Origin of the sequence: Nesterenkonia sp. DZ6, from assembly GCF_022565835.1 — a bacterium.
Taxonomy (GTDB): domain Bacteria; phylum Actinomycetota; class Actinomycetes; order Actinomycetales; family Micrococcaceae; genus Nesterenkonia.
Genome location: NZ_JAJOYW010000004.1, coordinates 332108 through 351701 on the forward strand (window position 1 = coordinate 332108; position 19594 = coordinate 351701).

Here is a 19594-nt window from a genome sequence, read left to right on the forward strand (position 1 = left end):
GCATCAGCCACTGAATCAGCGGCTCAGGCCTTCGAGGTAGCTGATCAGTGTGCGGACCATCACGCCGGTGCCCGATTTCGGGGTGTACCCGTAGGCGCCCTTCTCATTGAACGCCGGACCTGCGATGTCCAGGTGGGCCCACGGGATGCGCGTGGTCTCGGGGTCCAGCGGGTCGGTGGCGGCGCCGGCGCGGTCACCGACGAACTCGCGCAGGAAGGCGGCCGCATTCATCATGCCGCCGAAGCGGTCGCCGAGGTTGGTGAGATCGGCCACCTCGGAGTCGAATCCGGAGCGCGCCTCCTCGGGGATCGGCATCGGCCAGAGGCTCTCGCCGGCCTGCTTCGAGGCCATCAGAAGGGCTTCACGGAGCTCCTCGTTGCCCATCACGCCGGTGGTGCGCACGCCCAGGGCGATCATCTGCGCTCCGGTGAGCGTGGCCACGTCGATGATCGCGTCGGGCTGCTCCGCGGAGGCCGCGACGAGACCATCGGCCAGGACCAGGCGACCCTCGGCGTCGGTGTTGAGCACCTCCACGGTCTTGCCGCCATGGATGGTGATGACGTCCTCGGGGCGCTGGGCGGTGGAGGAGGGCATGTTCTCGGCCAGACACAGCCAGCCGGTGACCTTGACCGGCAGGTTGAGGTCAGCGGCCGCCCGGACGACGGCGGCCACCGTGGCCGCACCACCCATGTCCAGCTTCATCGTGGTCATCGCGGCGGCAGGCTTCAGCGAGAGCCCGCCCGAGTCGAAGGTGATGCCCTTGCCGACCAGCGCGATGTGCGCCACCGGCTTGGCGGGGGAGTGTTCCATGCGGACCAGGCGGGGCTTGCGGGAGGACCCGGCGCCGACGCCGAGGATGCCGCCGAAGCCGTCGCGGGCGAGCTCCTTCTCACCCCAGACCTTGATCTTGAGCTTCGCGGCCCGTGCGGTGCCGCCCTGCTGAGCCGGGGCCTTGGTCCGGTCACCGAGCTCAGAGACGACGTCGGCGAAGCTCTCCGGGTAGAGGTGGCTCGGGGGAGTGTTGACCAGGTCGCGGGCGGCACGCACCGCGGAGCCGACGACGACGGCCCGGTCGATGGCGGGCCGGGTCTGCTTGTCCTTGAGCTCGGTCAGCACCTGGATGTCGCTGACCGGGGTGGCCGAGCGGGACTCCTCGGAGGTGCGGAAGTGGTTGAAGGAGTACGCGCCTATCGCGGCACCTTCGGCGATGGCTCCGACCTGCTCCACCGAGGCCGCGGGCAGCGCCAGGGCGACGGAACCGATGCTGCCGAGCTGGCGGACTGCGGAGCCGGCGGCGCGGCGAAGCGCCTCAAGGGTGATTCCGCCGGTGGACTCACCGGTCAGCGGCCCCACCCCGATGAGCACCAGCGTCTCCGACGCGAAGCCGTCCATGCCCGGCAGGCGCAGCAGCTGATCCGCCGCGCCCGTGGCGCCCAGCGCCTTGAGCGAGTCCGCCACGCCCTTGGCGGCATCGTCGGCGAGCGGATTGGGGAGCAGGATCGGCCCCTGGGGTCCCTTGGCGACGCCGAGCACGAGGGCGTCGGTGTCAGTCTTCTCGACGGAGGTGGAGACGGCGGAGAGGCTGGGCTGGAAATCGTGGATCACAGTGGTCCTGTCTGATTCCTGGGATGGTGGAATCGGGATAGGTCGTCTTGGTTCTTCTTGATCATCGATCCTAACCAACTTCCATGCGGGAATGCCCGCAGGTGGCATCCTGTTGTATATACGACTCACTGAGCTGACCCGGCTGCGACCAGCGTGACCGACGAGGCTCGGACCCCATATCGGAAAGAGGACCCCTCAGGTGAAGGACCCCCTGGATCTGCTGCATGTCCATCCCGCAGCCGATGGAGATGATGAGTCGAACTCCTCCATCAACCTCGGCGCCCAGGACGGGCATGAGTCCAGCGTGAGCGCCGAAGGCGGCGCTCTGGTGCTCCGCACGGACCAGCCACCCGCAGAGCGGCTGAGCCTGCTGGTGTCCTGGTCCGGCCACACCGATGCGGGCAGCCTCAGCGAGCAGGTCTCCGAATCCCTGCTCGGCACGCTGCCGCATCGGCGGCTTGCCAGCTTCGACGTCGATGAGCTCTTCGACTACCGGTCCCGGCGCCCGCAGATCACCTTCACGGACAACCGGTTCAGCAATTTCGAGGCGCCCTCGTTGGAGCTCTACGAGGTGCGCGACGCCCTGGGCCGACCGTTCCTCTTCCTGACCGGTGACGAGCCCGACTACCAGTGGGAACGGGTGTCCTCTGCGGTGCTGCAGCTCGTGGACCGCCTCGATGTGAAGCTCGTGGTGCTGGTGGACGCGCTCGGGCTGCCGACCCCGCACACCCGTCCGATCGGAGTGACGGCCCATGGCAACCGAACGGACCTCATCGAGGGCATCTCCACCTGGGGTCCCAGTGCGCAGATCGAGGCCGGACTGAGCCAGTTCCTGGAGCTGCGCGTCGCCGAGGCGGATCGCGACGTGGTGGGCTATACGCTGCACGTCCCGCACTACCTCGCCGGAGGACGGTTCCCGCATGCTGCGGTGGCCGCTCTGGAATACGCAGGTGCGGCGCTGGAACTGATGCTGCCCACCGACGAGCTGCGCGAGTCCTCGCGGATGGTGGAGCATGACATCTCCCGGCAGGTGGAGCAGAACTCTGAGATCCAAGGCATGGTGGACCGGCTCGAGCGCAACTTCGACGAGTACGCCACCCCGCAGCAGCGGTCGCTGCTGGTCAAGGACGACGACGCGGTGCCCGACGCTGAGGAGCTCGGTGCCGCCGTGGAGGCGTATCTGCGCCATCACGATCCAGCCGCCGACGCCGAAGCCGCTCGCGCCGGCTCGATCGAGGGTCTGCTCGGGGAGTCCCCGACGGGTCCGGCAGGGGAGTCTGAGCCCGCAGGGGAGTCTGATCCGGCTGCCGCCCAGGACTCCGATCCGGTCGACTCTGCCCCGGAGGACCACCCGGAGGACCACCCGGAGAGCCCCGAGACCGAGCCGGAAGATCACGACCGCCGCGAATAGCGGCTGCGCCCGACGGAGGCTCCGGCGGGGTGCCGGGTTTTCCCCAGTGACGGCCAGCTGGACCCCGACAGCGGTGACGTCCACAGCCAGCCGCTGCACGGCTCGGTTGCCGGGTGATGCGATCACGCTGGCTTCATGGACGCACACACCCACGCACAGCATCCGCTCGACGGCTCGATTCAGGGCAGGCCAGCGCTTCCTCAGGGTCCGCTCGACATCCAGAAGCCGGGGGACTGCCTGGCCCTGGTGCGGCACACCTTCGGAAGGCTGCCGCGCGAGTCCCTCGTCGTCATCGGGCTGCTCAACGGCTACACCGGTGGCCACATGCGGATCGATCTGACGCCGGCCCTGCGCGAACCCTTCAGCTCCGCCCGGCTCATCGCCGACTGTCTGGCGGGGGAAGGATCCTCTCCGGCACCCGAGGCGGCCCTGGTCGTGCTGATCGGCGACGGCCCTGCTTCTGCGACCCAGGACGAGGCGTGGCGCTCCTGCCTGAAAGCGCTGCGGATCATGCTCGACTCCGAGTACTGCGTCCGGATCGTCCAGGCCTGGTTCGTCTGCGCGGGCCACGTCCGCGACCCGCTCGGTGCAGACCCACGCGGCGACGCCCTTCCGGGCCGCCGCATCGAGGATCTCCGGGTTCCCACGCTGGGAGGTCTCCCCGGCCACACCTCCCGCCGGGAGTCCCAGCCCCTGGACCAGGCGGCCGTCTCGTTTCTCGAGCGCGCGCCGGCCGCTGACCCGGCGCTGGAAGTCCTCCTCGGAGAAGCCCGGCGGCAGCACGAGCCGCAGAGTCACGAAGGGAGGCTGCGTCGTCGGCTGGAAGCCTGGGACCTCGCGCTGTGTCAGCAGCTGGACGCAGGTGAGCACGCGTCCCGCACTGCCCCCGCGCCGCGGGAGGGCACGCGGGCACGCACGCGCCAAGAGCTCAGAGCGGACGCTGCGCGCCTCAGAGAGCTCCTCGGGCAGCTGCACACCGGGTTCGACCGGGACCTGCTCATTCCGCTGGCCACGCTGGGACTCGATCACGCCATCATCGGGCTGCGCCATCGGCAGGGCGTCGAAGAGGCTCCCATGGACAGCGCGGAACAACACATGCTGCGGCGCTATGCCGCGTCCTTCCTCGGTGAGACCCATTCTCGCCCCGACTGGGAACGCGTCGACGCGCTCGAAGCAGTCCTCGGCGACCTGGTGCCCTATGCCCGAGCCGCCGAGCGGGAGAACCTGCTGTGCCTCATGGCGTGGATCGAATGGGCCAGAGGCCGAGGCAGCGCAGCCGGATCCTTCATCGATCGGTGCCTGCAGGAATTCCCCGAGAACGAGTTCAGCCGGCTCATCGAGCGACTGATGCAGCTCAAGGGCGTGTGTCTATGGGCCCGCGTCAAGCAGCACAGCTGGTCCTGGGCAAGGAGCGCCGTTCCGAGCGCCGACTGACCCGGAAAAGACGCTCAGATTGGGAATGCGGGCGGAACAAGCTATGTTGTGATGCATTGAGACCCTGCAACCATCGTAGGATCATACCCACCGAGGGGCTGTTGACAGCTCCTCAGACAAGTATGATTTTTACAATGGCCTTGACAGGGTCATAGGTGTGTTGACCGACAAGTTCATCGCATCTGCACCATATGTCTAAGTCGGAAGGTCACCGTGCCCACTACTGCGTCCAAGTCCACCGAAGAGAACACGGCCGCTGCAGAGGCTGAGAAGAAGACGCCCGCCAAGAAGAGCACTGCAGCTCGCAGCACCGCCGCCAAGTCGACCGCGGCGAAGAAGAGCCCTGTCTCTTCAGCCGCCAAGGCTCCCGCGAAGAAGGCGCCGGCCGCTAAGACGACCGCAGCCAAGACGACCGTCGCGAAGTCCACTGCGGCCAAGACGGCGGCTGAGAAGAAGAGCGCCGCTGCCGCGACCACCAAAGCGCCCGCGAAGAAGACCGGAGGCCGCAAGAAGGCCGCCGATCCGGTCGACGAGGTCCTCGCCGAGGCGGATGCCGAGGAGAAGGCCGCCCCCACCGCGGCCCTGGAGAAGGCCGTCGCGAAGGCCGTGGCCGATGGGGAAGACCCTGAGGCCATCACCGAGGCCTCCGTGAAGGCCAAGGAGGGCGAGGAGGAGGAGTCCAAGGGTCGCGGCTTCGTCATCTCCAACGCCGATGAGGACGACGCCCCCGCGATCCAGGTGGTCTCCGCCGGCGCGACCGCAGACCCGGTCAAGGACTACCTGAAGCAGATCGGCAAGGTCGCACTGCTGAACGCCGAACAGGAGGTCGACCTCGCGCTGCGCATCGAGGCCGGACTCTTCGCCGAGCACAAGCTGGCCAAGCAGAAGATCACCGACCGCCGGCTGCGCCGCGACCTGGAGCTCGTGGTCGCCGACGGCAAGCGCGCCAAGAACCACCTGCTGGAAGCCAACCTTCGTCTGGTCGTCTCCCTGGCCAAGCGGTATACCGGGCGCGGAATGCTCTTCCTGGACCTGATCCAGGAGGGCAACCTCGGACTCATCCGTGCAGTGGAGAAGTTCGACTACACCAAGGGCTTCAAGTTCTCGACCTACGCCACCTGGTGGATCCGCCAGGCGATCACCCGCGCCATGGCGGACCAGGCGCGCACCATTCGCATCCCCGTGCACATGGTGGAGGTCATCAACAAGCTTGCCCGCGTGCAGCGCCAGATGCTCCAGGACCTGGGCCGTGAGCCCACCCCGGAGGAGCTGGCGCAGGAACTCGACATGACCCCGGAGAAGGTCGTCGAGGTGCAGAAGTACGGCCGCGAGCCGATCTCGCTGCACACCCCGCTCGGCGAGGACGGCGACTCCGAGTTCGGTGACCTCATCGAAGACTCGGAAGCCGTCGTGCCCTCGGACGCGGTGAGCTTCACCCTGCTCCAGGAGCAGCTGCACTCGGTGCTGGACACGCTCGCCGAGCGCGAAGCCGGCGTGGTGGCCATGCGATTCGGTCTCACCGACGGTCAGCCGAAGACCCTCGACGAGATCGGCAAGGTCTACGGCGTGACGCGCGAGCGCATCCGTCAGATCGAGTCCAAGACCATGTCGAAGCTTCGCCACCCGAGCCGCTCGCAGGTCCTGCGCGACTACCTCGACTGAGTCTGAGCCAGACATAGAAGAAGGGTGCGGCCCGGATTTCTCCGGGCCGCACCCTTCTTCGTCTGGTGCTGCGTGCTACTTGGCAGTCACGAGCCGATCTGATTCATCGATCCACTCGACGGTCTTTGGTCGCAGCGAATCTTCGACCTGCCGGCCGTGGTGATTGCAGAAGAGCAGAACACCGGATGTGAGCGCCGCTCGCACGTAAGCCTGTGCTCCGCAGCGGTCGCAACGGTCAAGGGCAGTCAAGGTAGTGGGCTGGTTTTCCACGGTGCCAGTTGTGCCGGTCATGCTCTTCGCCTCCTCAGGTCTATTCTCCAGAGGTCCCGCAGCCGGGAAGGCCCGACCCGGGATCTCTTGGTGTTCAATAGAACCACGAACCGGGCTGTTTCATTCACAGCAGCACCCCGAAACCGCCGTGCTTTCGCTGTGCGCGTACCGACTGCGGCGCTTCTGCGCGGCCACGGAGCCGCGCGCGCTTACGATGACACTGATTCACCCCCACCACAGGAGGACACTGCGTGGCCAAGCGCTCGGAGTATGACGCCCGGCATCTGTCGGTGCTCGAAGGTCTCGAAGCTGTTCGCAAGCGTCCCGGGATGTACATCGGCTCGACCGACTCGCGCGGACTCATGCACTGCCTCTGGGAGATCATCGACAACTCCGTGGACGAGGCTCTGGCCGGCCACGCCTCCACCATCAACATCACCCTGTACCCGGACGATTCGGTCGAGGTCAGCGACGACGGTCGCGGCATCCCGGTGGACATCGAACCGCGTACCGGGCTCTCCGGCCTGGAAGTGGTCTTCACCAAGCTCCACGCCGGCGGCAAGTTCGGCGGCGGCTCGTACAACGCCGTGGGTGGTCTCCACGGTGTCGGGGCGTCGGTGGTCAACGCGCTCTCGGCTCGCCTGGACGCCCAGGTGACCCGCGGCGGGAAGGTCCACCAGCTGTCCTTCCGGCGCGGCGAGCCCGGAGTCTTCTCCGGTTCCCGCCCCGACCCCGACGCGGAGTTCACCCCCGCCCTGGACGGCTCGCCGCTGGACATCATCGGCAAGGCCAAGCGCGGGGTCACCGGAACGACCATCCGGTACTGGTCCGATCGCCAGATCTTCACCTCCGACGCCGGCTTCAACGACATCGAGATCGCCAATCGCGCCCGGCAGACGGCATTCCTGGTGCCGGGACTGCGCATCACCGTGCGTGACGAGCGTGGCCCGGAGCCCCTGGAAGAGGTCTTCCAGTACGACGGCGGCATCAGCGAGTTCGCCGATCACCTCTCTGCCGATGCCTCGGTCACCGACATCTGGCGCATCCAGGGGCATGGGAAGTTCACCGAACGGATTCCGGTGCTCGCCGCCGACGGACGCAGCCACATGGAGGACGTGGAGCGCGACTGCGAGGTCGACATCGCGCTGCGCTGGGGGATCGGGTATGACACCACCGTGCGCAGCTTCGTGAACATCATCGCCACTCCCAAGGGCGGCACCCACCTGACCGGCTTCGAACAGGCGCTGCTGAAGTCCCTGCGCAAGACGGTGGAGTCGAATGCGCGCAAGCTCAAGGCTGGCAGCGACAAGCTCGAGAAGGACGACGTGCTGGCCGGACTCACCGCGGTGGTGACCGTGCGCATCGCAGAGCCCCAGTTCGAGGGGCAGACCAAGGAGATCCTCGGCACACCCGCGGCCCGCCAGATCGTCTCCAAAGTGGTCAGCAAGGAGCTCGAGGCCCGGCTCAGCTCCACCAAGCGGGGTGACAAGCAGCAGGCGACCGCGGTCCTGGAGAAGGTCGTCGCAGAGATGAAGTCCCGCATCTCCGCAAGGATGCACAAAGAGACCCAGCGTCGGAAGAACGCGCTGGAGACCTCCTCGATGCCGGCCAAACTCGTGGAGTGCCGCTCCAAGGGCGTGGCGGAGACCGAGCTGTTCATCGTCGAGGGCGACTCCGCCCTGGGCACCGCGAAACTGGCCCGCTCCTCCGACTTCCAGGCGCTGCTGCCGATCCGAGGCAAGATCCTCAACGTCCAGAAGGCCTCGGTGGCGGACATGCTCTCGAACACCGAGTGCGCCGCCCTGCTGCAGGTCATCGGAGCAGGCTCCGGGCGGTCCTTCGACCTCGACGCCGCCCGCTACGGCAAGGTCGTGCTGATGACCGATGCCGACGTCGACGGCGCCCATATCCGCACCCTGCTGCTGACCCTGTTCTTCCGCTACATGCGCCCCCTGATCGAGGACGGTCGGGTCTTCGCCGCGGTGCCCCCGCTGCACCGGGTGGAGATCATCCACCAGGGCCGCAGGGCGAACGAGGTCAGGTACACCTACTCCGAGGCGGAGCTGAATCGGCTCCTTGCCCAGCTGGAACAGGACGGGCTGAACTACAAGGAGCCGATCCAGCGGTACAAGGGTCTCGGCGAGATGGACGCCGACCAGCTCTCCGAGACGACCATGGACCCACAGCACCGTGCGCTGCGTCGAATCCGGGTCCAGGACGCCGAAGCAGCCGAACGGGTGTTCGATCTGCTCATGGGTTCGGTGGTCGCGCCCCGCAAGGACTTCATCATCGAAGGGTCCCAGGCGCTGGACCGAGGCCGCATCGACGCCTGAGTCCGAGGCCGCACGGCGAGGACTCGCACCGCCGGGCCGCGCCACGCCGCCGCTACTTCTACCGCATGTAGAAATAATTCGTCGAACAGGCCGGTCGACCCTCCTGACCTCTTTCGCGACCGGTACACTGAACGACGACGACGAGTGCACCTCGACCCCATGTGAGCTGAGACGTGACCCAACAGACTTCTGTCGCCCCAACCGGCGATTCCGCAGCCCGAGCAGCTTCTGCTGCCCCAGGCGCGGAGGCTTCGCAGCCTCAATGGCGACGCAAGGTGGCCGCCTATTGGTCCCTGACCAAGCCGCGCGTCATCGAGCTGCTGCTGGTCACCACCCTGCCCACCATGTTCTTCGCGCAGCAGGGCGTCCCCGATTTCTGGCTGGCGCTGGCCACGCTGGTCGGCGGCGCCATGGCTGCCGGATCCGCCGGAGCGTTCAACTGCTATATCGATCGCGATATGGACAAGCTGATGAACCGGACCAAGAAGCGTCCGCTGGTCACCGGCGAGCTCAGCCCCCGCGAGGCGCTCATCTTCGCCTCGGTGCTGGGTGCCGCCGCGATCGCGGTCCTCTGGTTCGGCACCAATCCGCTGGCCGCAGGACTCGGCGCAGCGGCGATCTTCTTCTACGTCGTGGTCTACACGATCATCCTCAAGCGCCGCACCGAGCAGAACATCATCTGGGGCGGCATCGCGGGGTGCTTCCCTGTGGTCATCGCCTGGGCCGCCGTTCGCGAGACGCTCGAATGGCCCGCGGTGGTGCTGTTCGTGATCATCTTCCTCTGGACCCCGCCGCACTACTGGCCGTTGTCGATGAAGTACCGGACCGACTACCAGACCGCGCATGTGCCCATGCTCGGCGCCGTCGCCACCGCAAAGACCGTCTCAGTGCAGGTGGTGCTCTACGCCTGGGCGACCGTGATGTGTTCGCTGCTGCTGATCCCGATGGGCTGGGCCGGCATCACCTACACCGCCTTCGCGCTGGCCTCGGGGGCCTGGTTCATCTACGAGGCGCATGTGCTGCACCGGCAGGCCGAGAACGGCACCCTCACGGACAAGAAGGCCATGAAGGTCTTCCACCTCTCGATCCTCTACCTCACCCTGCTGTTCATCGGGCTCTGGATCGACCCCTTCATCGGGTCTCCGTTGATGGGCTGATCCTCCCGGCCCTGATGGACTGGCTGTCTCGCCGCCAGGCGTCGATGCTCTCGGGCATCAGGATCCCGGCCGGCTGGTCCTGATCCATCACCAGCAGCGGTCTCGTGGTGTCGAGGGCGGCACTGACCAGCAGCTCACGGATCGGAGTTCTGCGCTGGACGGGCTGATCGGATGTCCGGACCAGACCGGCACAGCGCCGCTTCGACCAGCCCTGCGGGTCTTGCTGCCGCACGGCATTGAGATCCGCGCAGGTGATGAGTCCGATGGCCCGGTACGAGAGGTTCAACACCACTGCCGGGTCGGATTCCTCGAGAACCTGAGCGGCATCGGCCAGTGACCGTGTGCCCAATATGGTGGCACCTAGGGGTGCCATGATGTCTCCGATGTCGGTCATCGCCACGCTCCTCTGGGGGTAGTCGCGTTCCGTCTCTGACCCCGAAGCAACCGGTGTGTGGCGGGCGTTCAATGCGGAAACCGCGAAGCCGTGCGGCGCGCCTAGCAGTGGGCGGATCATGTCTGCTCCTAAGAGTGATGTGATGAGCCCCCTGCTGAACTCAATTCCAGTGTAACCACAGACCACACTCCCGGGAACCCGCCGATAATCAGCTCTGGACAGAGCAGACGACGCTCAAACATTCAAGTAAACTTGTGCCGTCGCTGAGGGCGGCGCCCACGTTCGGAGCGGAGATCACGATGAGCACAGAGTCCAAGCTGAGCGAACAGTTCCTGGACACCGACACTGCCGACGACGCCGTCCTTGATGCGATCGACACCGACGCCGCGGATCGTGACGTCTCGGCCGATCTGCAGATGTTGATCCAGCAGGACAGCGACATCTCAAGCTTTCTGCAGGGACTTGCCCAGGTGTCCGCCGAGCGGTTCAGCGGGACGCAGCCGGTGCTGTGCAGCATCATTCTTGACCGGTCCAAACGCAACGTCGTGGTCGCGGCCAGCAGCCCGGAGGCGGCACGCCTGGATGAGGTCCAGGCCGGCTTCGACGAGGGACCCTGCCTGGAGGCCCAACGGACCGATACCGTGATCAGTGTCGCCGATGTGCACTCCGAGCGACGCTGGCCCGGCTACATGGCAGCTGTGCGGGAGTTCGGCATGCGCAGCGTGCTCGCCCTGCCGCTGACCCTGCAGTCAGAGTCCGCCGCAGCGATGAACCTCTACACCAGCACGCCCGAGGCATTCGGTCCGGCCGAGATCGAGGCCGCCCGGCGCTACGCCGGGCTCGCCTCCAAGGTCGGCGTGATCGCTCTGCGCCTCGCGGCGTACTCGGAGAACGTCGAGCATCTCCAGGCCGCCATGGAGTCGCGCACCGCGATCGACATCGCCATCGGTGTGGTCATGGCGCAGAACCGCTGCAACCAGGATCAGGCCTTCGAGATCCTTCGCAAGGCCTCGAGCCACCGCAATATGAAGCTCCGAGTTCTCGCTGAGGAGCTGGTGGCCACGGTCGGACGCCAGTCAGCCTCCACGGTCTTCGACACCTGAGCCGCTGGGCTGCATGCTCAGCTCCCACGTGACAGGCCGCGCGCGGTTGGATCCCTGCGCGGACGTGGACCTCAGCGCGGACCCGCCTGGTCGACCCACCGCTGACCGGCCGCCTCCGGGGTCGCCGCTCCGGCACTGAGCGAGGCGACCCTCCGGTGCAGATCGGCGATCTGCGCGTCGGTGTCGGGCACCGAGAGCCTGATCCGTGCCTGGGCGCCGTCTGCGCTGTAGTCAGTCGCCGTCACCAGCGTGCCGGCGGCGCGCAGCTCATTCTCCCAGCGGCCCGCCTCTGTGATGGGCGCCTGCACGTCGAAGAGGCGCATGTGTTCCCTGCGCCGGAGCTGACCCTGCTCGCGAGCGCTGGTCAGGGCGCCGGTCACCGAGTCGGAGTAGGCGCTGACCAGTCCGCCGGGTCCGAGCAGGGTTCCGCCGAACCAGCGCAGCACCACGGCCACGACATCACTGAGGTCGGCGTCTCCACCGGGCATCTCAGACTTCAGCAGCGCCGCCAGGATCGGGGCCCCTGCGGTGCCGGAGGGCTCGCCGTCGTCGAGTGCGCGCTGAATCAGCCGGTCGGCGCCGATGACCCAGGCGCTGCAGTGGTGCCGTGCGCCGGGGTGGGCCTTGCGCAGCTGCTCGACCCAGGACTGTGCCGCCTCTGCACTGTCGGCTCGGCGCAGGTGTGTGCGGAACAGTGAGCGTCGACGCTCGATCTCATGAGTGATCTCTGCGGTCGGGCGCAGCACGGTATAGGGCCGGAGATGCTGGGGGAGGTCTGCTCCGGCGGGACCCACGGCGAATGCGGACATGTCTGAGGAGTCTACGACGCCGGGTGCGACGCCCGCGGCAAGGGCGTGCTTCTAGAGTGTGCTCCGTGCCACCAGGGCGGCGCGGCGAGGGGACTCTGGAGGCATCATGCGCAGTGCGGTCCGGATCGCGTCCGAGTCCTCGGCCGCCTCGGGGAGCTGCAGATAACGCCACAGATCCTCAGCGGAGCCGTCGGAGAGCACCGCCTCACGCAGCAGCGCCGAGAGCTCCCGGCGGATCCGCAGGACTCCCGGAGCTTCGCTTCCCGGCAGCAGCTCGCCCCGGTAGAGGTCCAGAGCCCTCTGTCGGTCACCGGCGGTCAGGGCCGCGCAGGCGTCGCGGGCGTCCAGCTGCACGGGGGCGCTGAGCCGGTAGGGGCGGGAGAGCAGGTCGATGCTGGGGGAGCGGTGCTGAGCGAGAAGCCGGCGAAGTCGGACCAGTTCGGCGCGGACCGCGACCTCGTGGTGGGCCTCACCGTAGAGCAGCTCGGCGAGCTCCTCAGCGGTGAGTCCGCGCTCGGCACCGCGATCCGCCTGCCATCCCAGCAGGAAGAGGATCTCCGCGTGACGCAGACCCAGCTGCTGCTGCGCATCGGAGGTGCCCAACACGGCCGGGCCTGCTCCGAGTGTGGTCAGTGTGGCCTGGGTGGTGGCGGCTGGTCGAAGCTTCAGCTCCGCCTCAGCCGCGGAGACCGCGGCGAGCAGCAGCGGCAGCGAATGTACCGCGACGGCCTGCGCGTCCCCGGTCAGGTCCACCACGCCCAGCATTAGTCCGGTGGCCGGGTCGCGCACCGGCACCGCTGAACAGGAGAACCGGTGTGCGGTGTAGGAGAAATGCTGCTCCCGATGCACCTGGGCGCCGCGGCCGGTGGCCAGTGCGAGGCCCGGAGCCGAGGTGCCGATGGCCGTCTCGGACCAGTTCGCACCTGGCTGGAAGGCGGAGCGCTCCGCCTGGCGCAGCGTCTCGCGTGCCCCTTCCACCCAGAGGAGTCGTCCTGCCGCGTCTCCGATCGCCACGATGAGCCCGGCCTCGGTCGCGGGTTCGATCAGCAGGCGCTTCAGCACCGGCAGCACCAGCCGCAGCGGGTGGTGCTGCCGATACTCGCGCAGCTGGACATCGTCGAGCTCGATGGGAGGCAGTGCGCTGATCGGGTCTCGCACGCCCCCGGCGGAACGCAGCCAGGACTCGCGCAGCGCGTGCGGCAGTGCGGTCCAGGTCTTCGGTTCGGTGGGCAGAGCCTCCATGGCACTCCTTCGACGCTCCTGGCGTGCGCGGGGGCTGCGGGGCAGCACGGCGCACCATAGGTGAATGTGTGCTGGCCCACAGTCTAACCATGCAACTGTCCTGCAACCTGGATAGTTCTACGCTGGGTGCATGTGAGGCACATCACAGCGTCGGCCGTGAATCTTCGGAACTCGGAGCGGATCGCAAGGCGCAGCGACATGGGAAGGAACCCGACATGACCATCTATGCACAGCCCGGCTCCGACGGGGCACTGATGAGCTACAAGTCCCGCTACGAGAACTACATCGGCGGAGAGTGGGTCCCGCCGGTGGGTGGCGAGTATTTCGAGAATCCCTCTCCGCTCACAGGCAAGAGCTTCACCGAGATTCCCCGCTCCAAGGCCGAAGACATCGACCTGGCCCTCGACGCCGCCCACCGCGCCGCGCCCGCCTGGGGCAAGACCTCGGTGGCCGAGCGGGCCGTGGTGCTGAACAAGATCGCAGACCGGATCGAGGAGAACCTCGAGATGCTGGCGGTCGCCGAGACCTGGGAGAACGGCAAGCCGGTGCGAGAGACTCTCGCGGCGGACCTGCCGCTGGCCGTGGATCACTTCCGCTACTTCGCCGGTGCGATCCGGGCCCAGGAGAGCGGGATCAGCGAGATCGACACCGACACGGTGGCCTACCACTTCAACGAGCCGCTCGGCGTGGTGGGGCAGATCATTCCGTGGAACTTCCCGATCCTGATGGCGGTGTGGAAGCTGGCGCCGGCGCTCTCGGCAGGCAACGCCGTGGTGCTCAAGCCCGCAGAGCAGACCCCCGCCTCGATTCTGGTGCTCATGGAGGTCATCGGAGACCTGCTGCCGGCCGGGGTGCTCAATGTGGTCAACGGCTTCGGCGCCGAGGCCGGCGCCCCGCTGGCCTCCAGCCCACGGATCCGCAAGATCGCCTTCACCGGCGAGACCACCACCGGGCGACTGATCATGCAGTACGCCTCACAGAACCTCATCCCGATGACCCTGGAGCTCGGCGGCAAGAGCCCGAACCTCTTCTTCGAAGACGTCGCCCGGGCTGATGACGCCTTCTATGACAAGGCGCTCGAGGGCTTCACCATGTTCGCGCTGAACCAGGGCGAGGTCTGCACCTGCCCCTCGCGTGCGCTGATCCAGTCCAGCATCTACGACGAGTTCCTCGAGAAGGCCGTGGCGCGGACCAAGCTGGTCAAGCAGGGGAACCCGCTGGACACCGACACCCAGGTCGGCGCCCAGGCCAGCAACGACCAGCTGGAGAAGATCCTCAGCTACATCGATATCGGTCAGCAGGAGGGCGCGGAGGTCCTCACCGGTGGAAACCGGGTGGACCTGGGTGGGGACCTCTCAGAGGGCTACTACGTGGAGCCCACCATCTTCAAGGGCCACAACTCCATGCGGGTCTTCCAGGAGGAGATCTTCGGTCCGGTCGTCTCGGTCACTGAGTTCAAGGACTACGCCGAAGGCATCCAGATCGCCAACGACACGCTCTATGGTCTGGGCGCCGGGGTCTGGTCCCGCGAGGCGAACATCGCCTACCGGGCAGGTCGGGACATCCAGGCCGGACGCGTCTGGACCAACTGCTACCACCAGTACCCGGCACACGCCGCCTTCGGAGGCTATAAGAACTCCGGGATCGGCCGAGAGAATCACCTGATGATGCTCTCGCACTACCAGCAGACCAAGAACATGCTGGTCAGCTACAGCGAGGACAAGCTTGGGTTCTTCTAGGCGGAATGACCAGGGGAGAGGAGCATGATCACGCGATGAGCACTTCACGGATCGCCGTCACCGATGCGGCCGCGGCGCTGCTGGTCCAGCTGCGAGACAGCCACGGGCAGCCGCTGATGTTTCATCAGTCAGGAGGCTGCTGCGACGGATCGGCTCCGATGTGCTTCACCCAGGGGACCTTCCTCACCGGCCCAGCGGATGTGCTGCTGGGCCGGCTGGACCCCGGGACCCCGGAGCCGGTGCCGGTCTGGATCTCCCAGGCCCAGTTCCAGTACTGGTCCCACACGCACATCACCATCGATGTGGCACCGGGCCGAGGCGCTGGATTCAGCATCGAAGGACCTACCGGCCAGCGGTTCATCATCCGCTCCCGGCTGTTCACCGATGCCGAGACCGAGGCGCTGGAGCCGGTGACCACCGGCTGAGCCCAGTGGACTCGGGGACGACTCAGATGACGCCCTGGGCGATCATCGCGTCGGCCACCTGGGTGAACCCCGCGATGTTCGCGCCGGCGACGTAGTCCCCGGGGACCCCGTACTCATCGGCGGTGCCGGCGCAGCGGGCGTGGATGTTCTCCATGATCTCCGCGAGCCGGGCCTCGGTGTACTCGAAGGTCCAGGAGTCGCGGATCGAGTTCTGCTGCATCTCCAGGGCCGAGGTCGCCACGCCACCGGCGTTGGCGGCCTTGCCTGGTCCGAAGAGCGCCCCCGCCTCGCGGAGCCGAGCGATGGCTGCCGGCGTGGTGGGCATGTTCGCGCCCTCGACCACCGCTTTGACGCCGGCCTTGAGCAGGAGCTGCGCGTCGTCGTCGTCGAGCTCGTTCTGCGTCGCGCAGGGCAGCGCGACATCGATGTCGTGCTTCTCGGCGACGGCCCATACCGGCCTGTCCGCGATGAACTCGGCGGTGTCGCGCTGGGCAGCGTAGTCACTGATGCGTCCGCGCTGGACCTGCTTGATCTCGCGCATCAGCTCCAGGTCGATGCCCTTCGGGTCATGGACGGCACCGGAGGAATCGGAGGCACCCACCACGAGGCCGCCCAGGGCGTGGATCTTCTCGATGGCGTAGAACGCGACATTGCCGGATCCCGAGACCAGCACCCGCGAGCCGTCCAGGCTTCGGTCGGTGGCGCCGAGCATGTGTTCGGTGAAGAACGCGGTCCCGTAGCCGGTGGCCTCGGTGCGCACCAGGGATCCGCCCCAGGAGGTTCCCTTTCCGGTGATGACCCCGGCCTCATAGCGGTTCACGATGCGCTTGTACTGGCCGAAGAGGTAGCCGATCTCCCGGCGCCCGACGCCGATGTCGCCGGCCGGGACATCGGTTGAGGAGCCGATGTGGCGGTAGGCCTCGGTCATGAAGGACTGGCAGAAGCGCATGATCTCGCCGTCGCTGCGGCCCTTGGGATTGAAGTCGCTCCCACCCTTGCCGCCCCCGATGGGCAGCCCGGTCAGCGCGTTCTTGAAGATCTGCTCGAACCCGAGGAACTTCACCGTGCCGAGCATGACCGAGGGGTCGAAGCGCAGCCCGCCCTTATAGGGACCCAGCGCCGAGTTGAACTGCACCCGGAAGCCGCGGTTGATGTGGACCCGGCCGGTGTCATCGATCCACGGGATGCGGAAGATGATCTGCCGCTCCGGCTCGCAGATCCGTTCCAGGATCGATTCCTCCACATATTCGGGGAACTTCGTGAGCACCCGGCCCAGCGAGTCGAAGACCTCCTTGACGGCCTGATGAAACTCAAGCTCCCCAGGATTTCGCGCGATGACCTGGTCATACACTGTGGCGATGCGCTGGCTGCTGGGGCTCATGGTTGTCTCCTCGACGATCACGCGCCCGTTCTGGACGGCGAAACCCACCCTAGTAGACGCCGGCCGGCGTCACTTCACGCTGCCTGCGACCAGACCCGAGACGATGTATCGCTGCAGCGCCAGAAACAGGGCCACCGGGATGATCGCCGCCAGGACCGCTCCGGCGGCGAAGACGGACCAGTTCTGTGAGGTCTCCTGCGAGATGAACTGGTAGAGGCCGACCGCCAGGGTCTGCTTCTCCGGATCCCGCAGCAGCACCGAGGCGATGACGAACTCGCTGAGCGTGGCGACCAGGGACAGCAGCGCGACCACCGCGAGGATCGGGGAGACCAGCGGAAGGATGATGGTGAAGAAGATCCGCGCGTGGCCGGCCCCGTCGATCCTGGCGGCCTCGTCGATGGAGACCGGGATGGTGTTGAAGAAGCCGTACATCAGATAGGTGTTCACACCCAGGGCGCCCCCGAGGTAGACCATGATGAGGCCGATCTGGCTGTTCAGCCCGATGGCCGGGAAGATCTCACCGATCGAGAGCATCAGCAGGAAGATGGCCACCATGGCCAGGAGCTGCGGGAACATCTGCACCAGCAGGATGGTGATCAGACCGAACCGGCGCCCGGTGAAGCGCATCCGGGAGAACGCGTAGGCGGCCAGGGCGCCGAGCATCACGCTGCCGGCGGAGGCGCTGAACCCGATGAACAGGGTGTTGACGTACCAGGCGGCGAAGGGCTGCTGCGGACGATTGAACAGGTCCACATAGCTCTGCAGGCTCAGGTTCCCGAACAACGTGTTGGCCGTGATCAGCGTGCCGCCGGGGTTCAGTGAGGCGGAGAACACGTAGACCAGCGGGAAGGCGGCGAAGATGACGACGGCGACGCCGACCAGGTGGCGCCATCCGGTCTGGGAGAACCAGCGTCGGAAGGAGCGCAGGCGGGTGGGTGCGCGGGGCGTGGGCGTGCCGCGGGTGACTGGGGCGGAAGTGGGCGGGCGGGGGGTGAGCGTGCGCTGTGACAGGGCCATCTCAGTTCAACTCCTCAAGTGCTCGGGTGCGCCGGAAGGCGATCACGGAGATGGTGCCGACGATGAAGAAGATCAGGATGGAGAAGGCGCTGGCCAGCCCGTAGTCGCTCTGGGATCCGACGAACGCCACCTTGTAGACCATGGAGATCAAGATGTCCGTGGAGCCCACATTGATCCCGGCCTCGATGTCCCGGGGCCCACCACCGGTGAGCATGTACACCAGGTTGAAGTTGTTGAAGTTGAAGGCGAAGGAGGAGATCAGCAGCGGAGCGATCGAGACCAGCAGCAGCGGGAACTTGATCTGCCGGAACGCCTGGAACGGTCTGGCCCCGTCCATCTGGGCGGCTTCGGTGAGCTCCTCGGGGATCGACTGCAGCGCACCGGTGCAGACCAAGAACATGTAGGGGAAGCCCAGCCACAGGTTCACGATCAGGATGCTCAGCTTGGCCAGCCATGGATCGCTGAGCCAGGGGATCGATGCCCCGCCGAAGAGCACGTTGTTGATGAACCCGAACTCCTGGTTCATCATCCCGGCCCAGACCAGCGCGGAGAGGAATCCCGGGAAGGCGTAGGGCAGGATCATGATCAGGCGGTAATACTTGCGGGACTTCATCCGGGGGTCGTTGAAGACGATCGCCAGGAACAGGCCCAGGATGAACGTGGTCGCCACCGAGAGGAACGCGAACGCGAAGGTCCAGGCCGTGACGTAGAGCAGCGGTCCACGGATGGACTCCTCGGTGATGGCGCGGACGAAGTTGTCCAGACCCACGTTGACCCGCCAGCCGGGCATCAGCTGATCCCCGGCCGCGGTGACGAACGCACCTTCCCCGCCGTCGGTATATGTCTCTCCGCTCTGCGTGTTGGTCAGGGTGTCCGCGGCCTCGTCATAGACGAAGCGTGAGGTGTAGACATACGCCCGCTGCCCGTCCTGGGTGCGCAGCGCTCCGGCGTTGGGGTCGTCTGAGAGTGGAACAGCGAGTGTGGTCAGCTCCTGTTGCCGATCTACGAGCTCGGCGAAGCTCAGCACCTCATGGTCGGGCACCTGAACCACGCGATCGTCTTCGACGACGGCGCCCCGAACATCATCCAGAGGGGTCTCAGCGGACCCGAGAAGGACCTCGCCGGCCTCCGTGGTGACCGCGAATCCGAGCTCCCCGGAGCGTTCCACAACGGTGAGCTGATACGTCGGCGAATCCGGCACCCGGTCCTGGGTCTGGAGCATGATCGCGTGGATCGCGTGGTCCTTGGTGCTGTTGTGGCCGGTCCCATAGTTGGTGAAGGCGACGTAGCCGGAGTAGAGGATGACGAAGACCTGGAAGATCAGGAGGAACACCACTCCTGGGGCGAGATACTTCGCGGGAAGTGCTCCGCGCTGGAAGTAGATCCAGGTCAGGAAGGCACCGCTGACCACCACCAGAGTGCCGATGAGCCACTTCTCGTTGAAGAAGAGCACCATGGCGGCATACACCGAGGCGGCGTTGAGCAGCCCCAGCACGGTGATCTTCAGCAGCAGCAGCTTCCACCCGACGCCTGCGGCCTCGGCGGTGCGCCGGGCGCGGCGCCCGTCGGCGGAGCGGTCATCGGTTCTGGTGGTGGTCAGTGTGCTCATCGA

The 19594-nt window shown here is 66.7% G+C and carries 16 protein-coding genes; 8 read left to right on the forward strand and 8 right to left on the reverse strand.

Translation table 11 applies throughout. The features are described 5' to 3' along the window. Positions 1-15: 15 nt before the first annotated feature. A complete protein-coding gene (locus tag LTH93_RS11810) occupies positions 16-1605 on the reverse strand; it encodes a leucyl aminopeptidase (protein ID WP_241464798.1) in 1590 nt (529 codons plus the stop codon). Between the two features lie 199 nt (positions 1606-1804). On the opposite strand from LTH93_RS11810, the gene LTH93_RS11815 reads away from it, so the two are divergent. The 3 genes from LTH93_RS11815 to LTH93_RS11825 all read left to right on the forward strand — a co-directional run bounded on the left by LTH93_RS11815 (position 1805) and on the right by LTH93_RS11825 (position 6112). After that, positions 1805-3016, forward strand: a complete 1212-nt coding sequence (locus tag LTH93_RS11815; RefSeq protein WP_241471054.1) for a PAC2 family protein — start codon at positions 1805-1807, stop codon at positions 3014-3016. A gap of 135 nt (positions 3017-3151) precedes the next feature. Then, on the forward strand, positions 3152-4450 hold the full coding sequence (locus LTH93_RS11820; protein ID WP_241471055.1) for a DUF4192 family protein: 1299 nt from the start codon (positions 3152-3154) through the stop codon (positions 4448-4450). A gap of 180 nt (positions 4451-4630) precedes the next feature. Next, positions 4631-6112, forward strand: a complete 1482-nt coding sequence (locus tag LTH93_RS11825) for an RNA polymerase sigma factor (RefSeq protein ID WP_441338250.1) — start codon at positions 4631-4633, stop codon at positions 6110-6112. A gap of 75 nt (positions 6113-6187) precedes the next feature. Here LTH93_RS11825 and LTH93_RS11830 read toward each other — a convergent pair whose 3' ends face one another. After that, a complete protein-coding gene (locus LTH93_RS11830; RefSeq protein ID WP_241464794.1) occupies positions 6188-6403 on the reverse strand; it encodes a DUF7455 domain-containing protein in 216 nt (71 codons plus the stop codon). Between the two features lie 230 nt (positions 6404-6633). On the opposite strand from LTH93_RS11830, the gene LTH93_RS11835 reads away from it, so the two are divergent. Together LTH93_RS11835 and LTH93_RS11840 are read left to right on the forward strand one after the other, a co-directional pair. After that, a complete protein-coding gene (locus LTH93_RS11835) occupies positions 6634-8715 on the forward strand; it encodes a DNA gyrase/topoisomerase IV subunit B (RefSeq protein ID WP_241471057.1) in 2082 nt (693 codons plus the stop codon). Between the two features lie 173 nt (positions 8716-8888). Then, positions 8889-9872, forward strand: a complete 984-nt coding sequence (locus tag LTH93_RS11840) for a heme o synthase (RefSeq protein WP_241464792.1) — start codon at positions 8889-8891, stop codon at positions 9870-9872. Here the strand turns inward: LTH93_RS11840 and LTH93_RS11845 are convergent. Then, entirely contained in the window at positions 9847-10266 is a 420-nt protein-coding gene (locus tag LTH93_RS11845; RefSeq protein ID WP_241464791.1) for a hypothetical protein, read from the reverse strand. The two genes, LTH93_RS11840 and LTH93_RS11845, sit on opposite strands and share 26 nt — an antisense overlap. Before the next feature lie 299 nt (positions 10267-10565). Between LTH93_RS11845 and LTH93_RS11850 the strand changes: the two genes are divergently transcribed. Then, the gene (locus LTH93_RS11850; RefSeq protein WP_241464790.1) at positions 10566-11369 is read left to right on the forward strand and encodes a GAF and ANTAR domain-containing protein; all 804 of its coding nucleotides are present in this window, start codon (positions 10566-10568) and stop codon (positions 11367-11369) included. A gap of 71 nt (positions 11370-11440) precedes the next feature. Here LTH93_RS11850 and LTH93_RS11855 read toward each other — a convergent pair whose 3' ends face one another. Both LTH93_RS11855 and LTH93_RS11860 read right to left on the reverse strand, forming a co-directional pair. Next, positions 11441-12178 (reverse strand): IMPACT family protein, encoded by a 738-nt coding sequence (locus tag LTH93_RS11855; RefSeq protein WP_241464789.1) that lies wholly within the window; start codon positions 12176-12178, stop codon positions 11441-11443. Between the two features lie 51 nt (positions 12179-12229). Continuing rightward, positions 12230-13420 carry a transcriptional regulator gene (locus LTH93_RS11860; RefSeq protein ID WP_241464788.1) on the reverse strand — a complete coding sequence of 397 codons (1191 nt, stop codon included), beginning with the start codon at positions 13418-13420 and terminating at the stop codon, positions 12230-12232. A gap of 215 nt (positions 13421-13635) precedes the next feature. On the opposite strand from LTH93_RS11860, the gene adh reads away from it, so the two are divergent. Both adh and LTH93_RS11870 read left to right on the forward strand, forming a co-directional pair. Further along, on the forward strand, positions 13636-15159 hold the full coding sequence (gene adh / locus LTH93_RS11865; protein ID WP_241471058.1) for an aldehyde dehydrogenase: 1524 nt from the start codon (positions 13636-13638) through the stop codon (positions 15157-15159). Positions 15160-15194: 35 nt separating this feature from the next. Then, positions 15195-15584: a DUF779 domain-containing protein gene (locus tag LTH93_RS11870; protein ID WP_241471059.1), complete on the forward strand. Its 390-nt coding sequence runs from the start codon at positions 15195-15197 to the stop codon at positions 15582-15584. Between the two features lie 22 nt (positions 15585-15606). Here LTH93_RS11870 and gdhA read toward each other — a convergent pair whose 3' ends face one another. From gdhA to LTH93_RS11885, 3 genes are all read right to left on the reverse strand, one after another. After that, positions 15607-16965, reverse strand: a complete 1359-nt coding sequence (gdhA, locus tag LTH93_RS11875) for an NADP-specific glutamate dehydrogenase (protein ID WP_241471060.1) — start codon at positions 16963-16965, stop codon at positions 15607-15609. A 69-nt stretch (positions 16966-17034) separates the two neighbouring features. Further along, positions 17035-17976, reverse strand: coding sequence for a sugar ABC transporter permease (locus LTH93_RS11880; protein ID WP_370642758.1), 942 nt, complete (start codon positions 17974-17976; stop codon positions 17035-17037). A gap of 7 nt (positions 17977-17983) precedes the next feature. After that, entirely contained in the window at positions 17984-19591 is a 1608-nt protein-coding gene (locus tag LTH93_RS11885; protein ID WP_241471062.1) for an ABC transporter permease subunit, read from the reverse strand. Positions 19592-19594 lie beyond the last annotated feature (3 nt).

Excerpts from the sequence above, each read along its gene's own strand:
- LTH93_RS11820 (WP_241471055.1), top strand. The coding sequence starts at position 3,152 with ATGGACGCACACACCCACGCACAGCATCCGCTCGACGGCTCGATTCAG.
- LTH93_RS11830 (WP_241464794.1), bottom strand. The coding sequence starts at position 6,403 with ATGACCGGCACAACTGGCACCGTGGAAAACCAGCCCACTACCTTGACT.
- LTH93_RS11845 (WP_241464791.1), bottom strand. The coding sequence starts at position 10,266 with ATGACCGACATCGGAGACATCATGGCACCCCTAGGTGCCACCATATTG.
- LTH93_RS11850 (WP_241464790.1), top strand. The coding sequence starts at position 10,566 with ATGAGCACAGAGTCCAAGCTGAGCGAACAGTTCCTGGACACCGACACT.
- LTH93_RS11855 (WP_241464789.1), bottom strand. The coding sequence starts at position 12,178 with ATGTCCGCATTCGCCGTGGGTCCCGCCGGAGCAGACCTCCCCCAGCAT.
- LTH93_RS11860 (WP_241464788.1), bottom strand. The coding sequence starts at position 13,420 with ATGGAGGCTCTGCCCACCGAACCGAAGACCTGGACCGCACTGCCGCAC.
- adh (WP_241471058.1), top strand. The coding sequence starts at position 13,636 with ATGACCATCTATGCACAGCCCGGCTCCGACGGGGCACTGATGAGCTAC.
- LTH93_RS11870 (WP_241471059.1), top strand. The coding sequence starts at position 15,195 with ATGAGCACTTCACGGATCGCCGTCACCGATGCGGCCGCGGCGCTGCTG.
- gdhA (WP_241471060.1), bottom strand. The coding sequence starts at position 16,965 with ATGAGCCCCAGCAGCCAGCGCATCGCCACAGTGTATGACCAGGTCATC.
- LTH93_RS11885 (WP_241471062.1), bottom strand. The coding sequence starts at position 19,591 with ATGAGCACACTGACCACCACCAGAACCGATGACCGCTCCGCCGACGGG.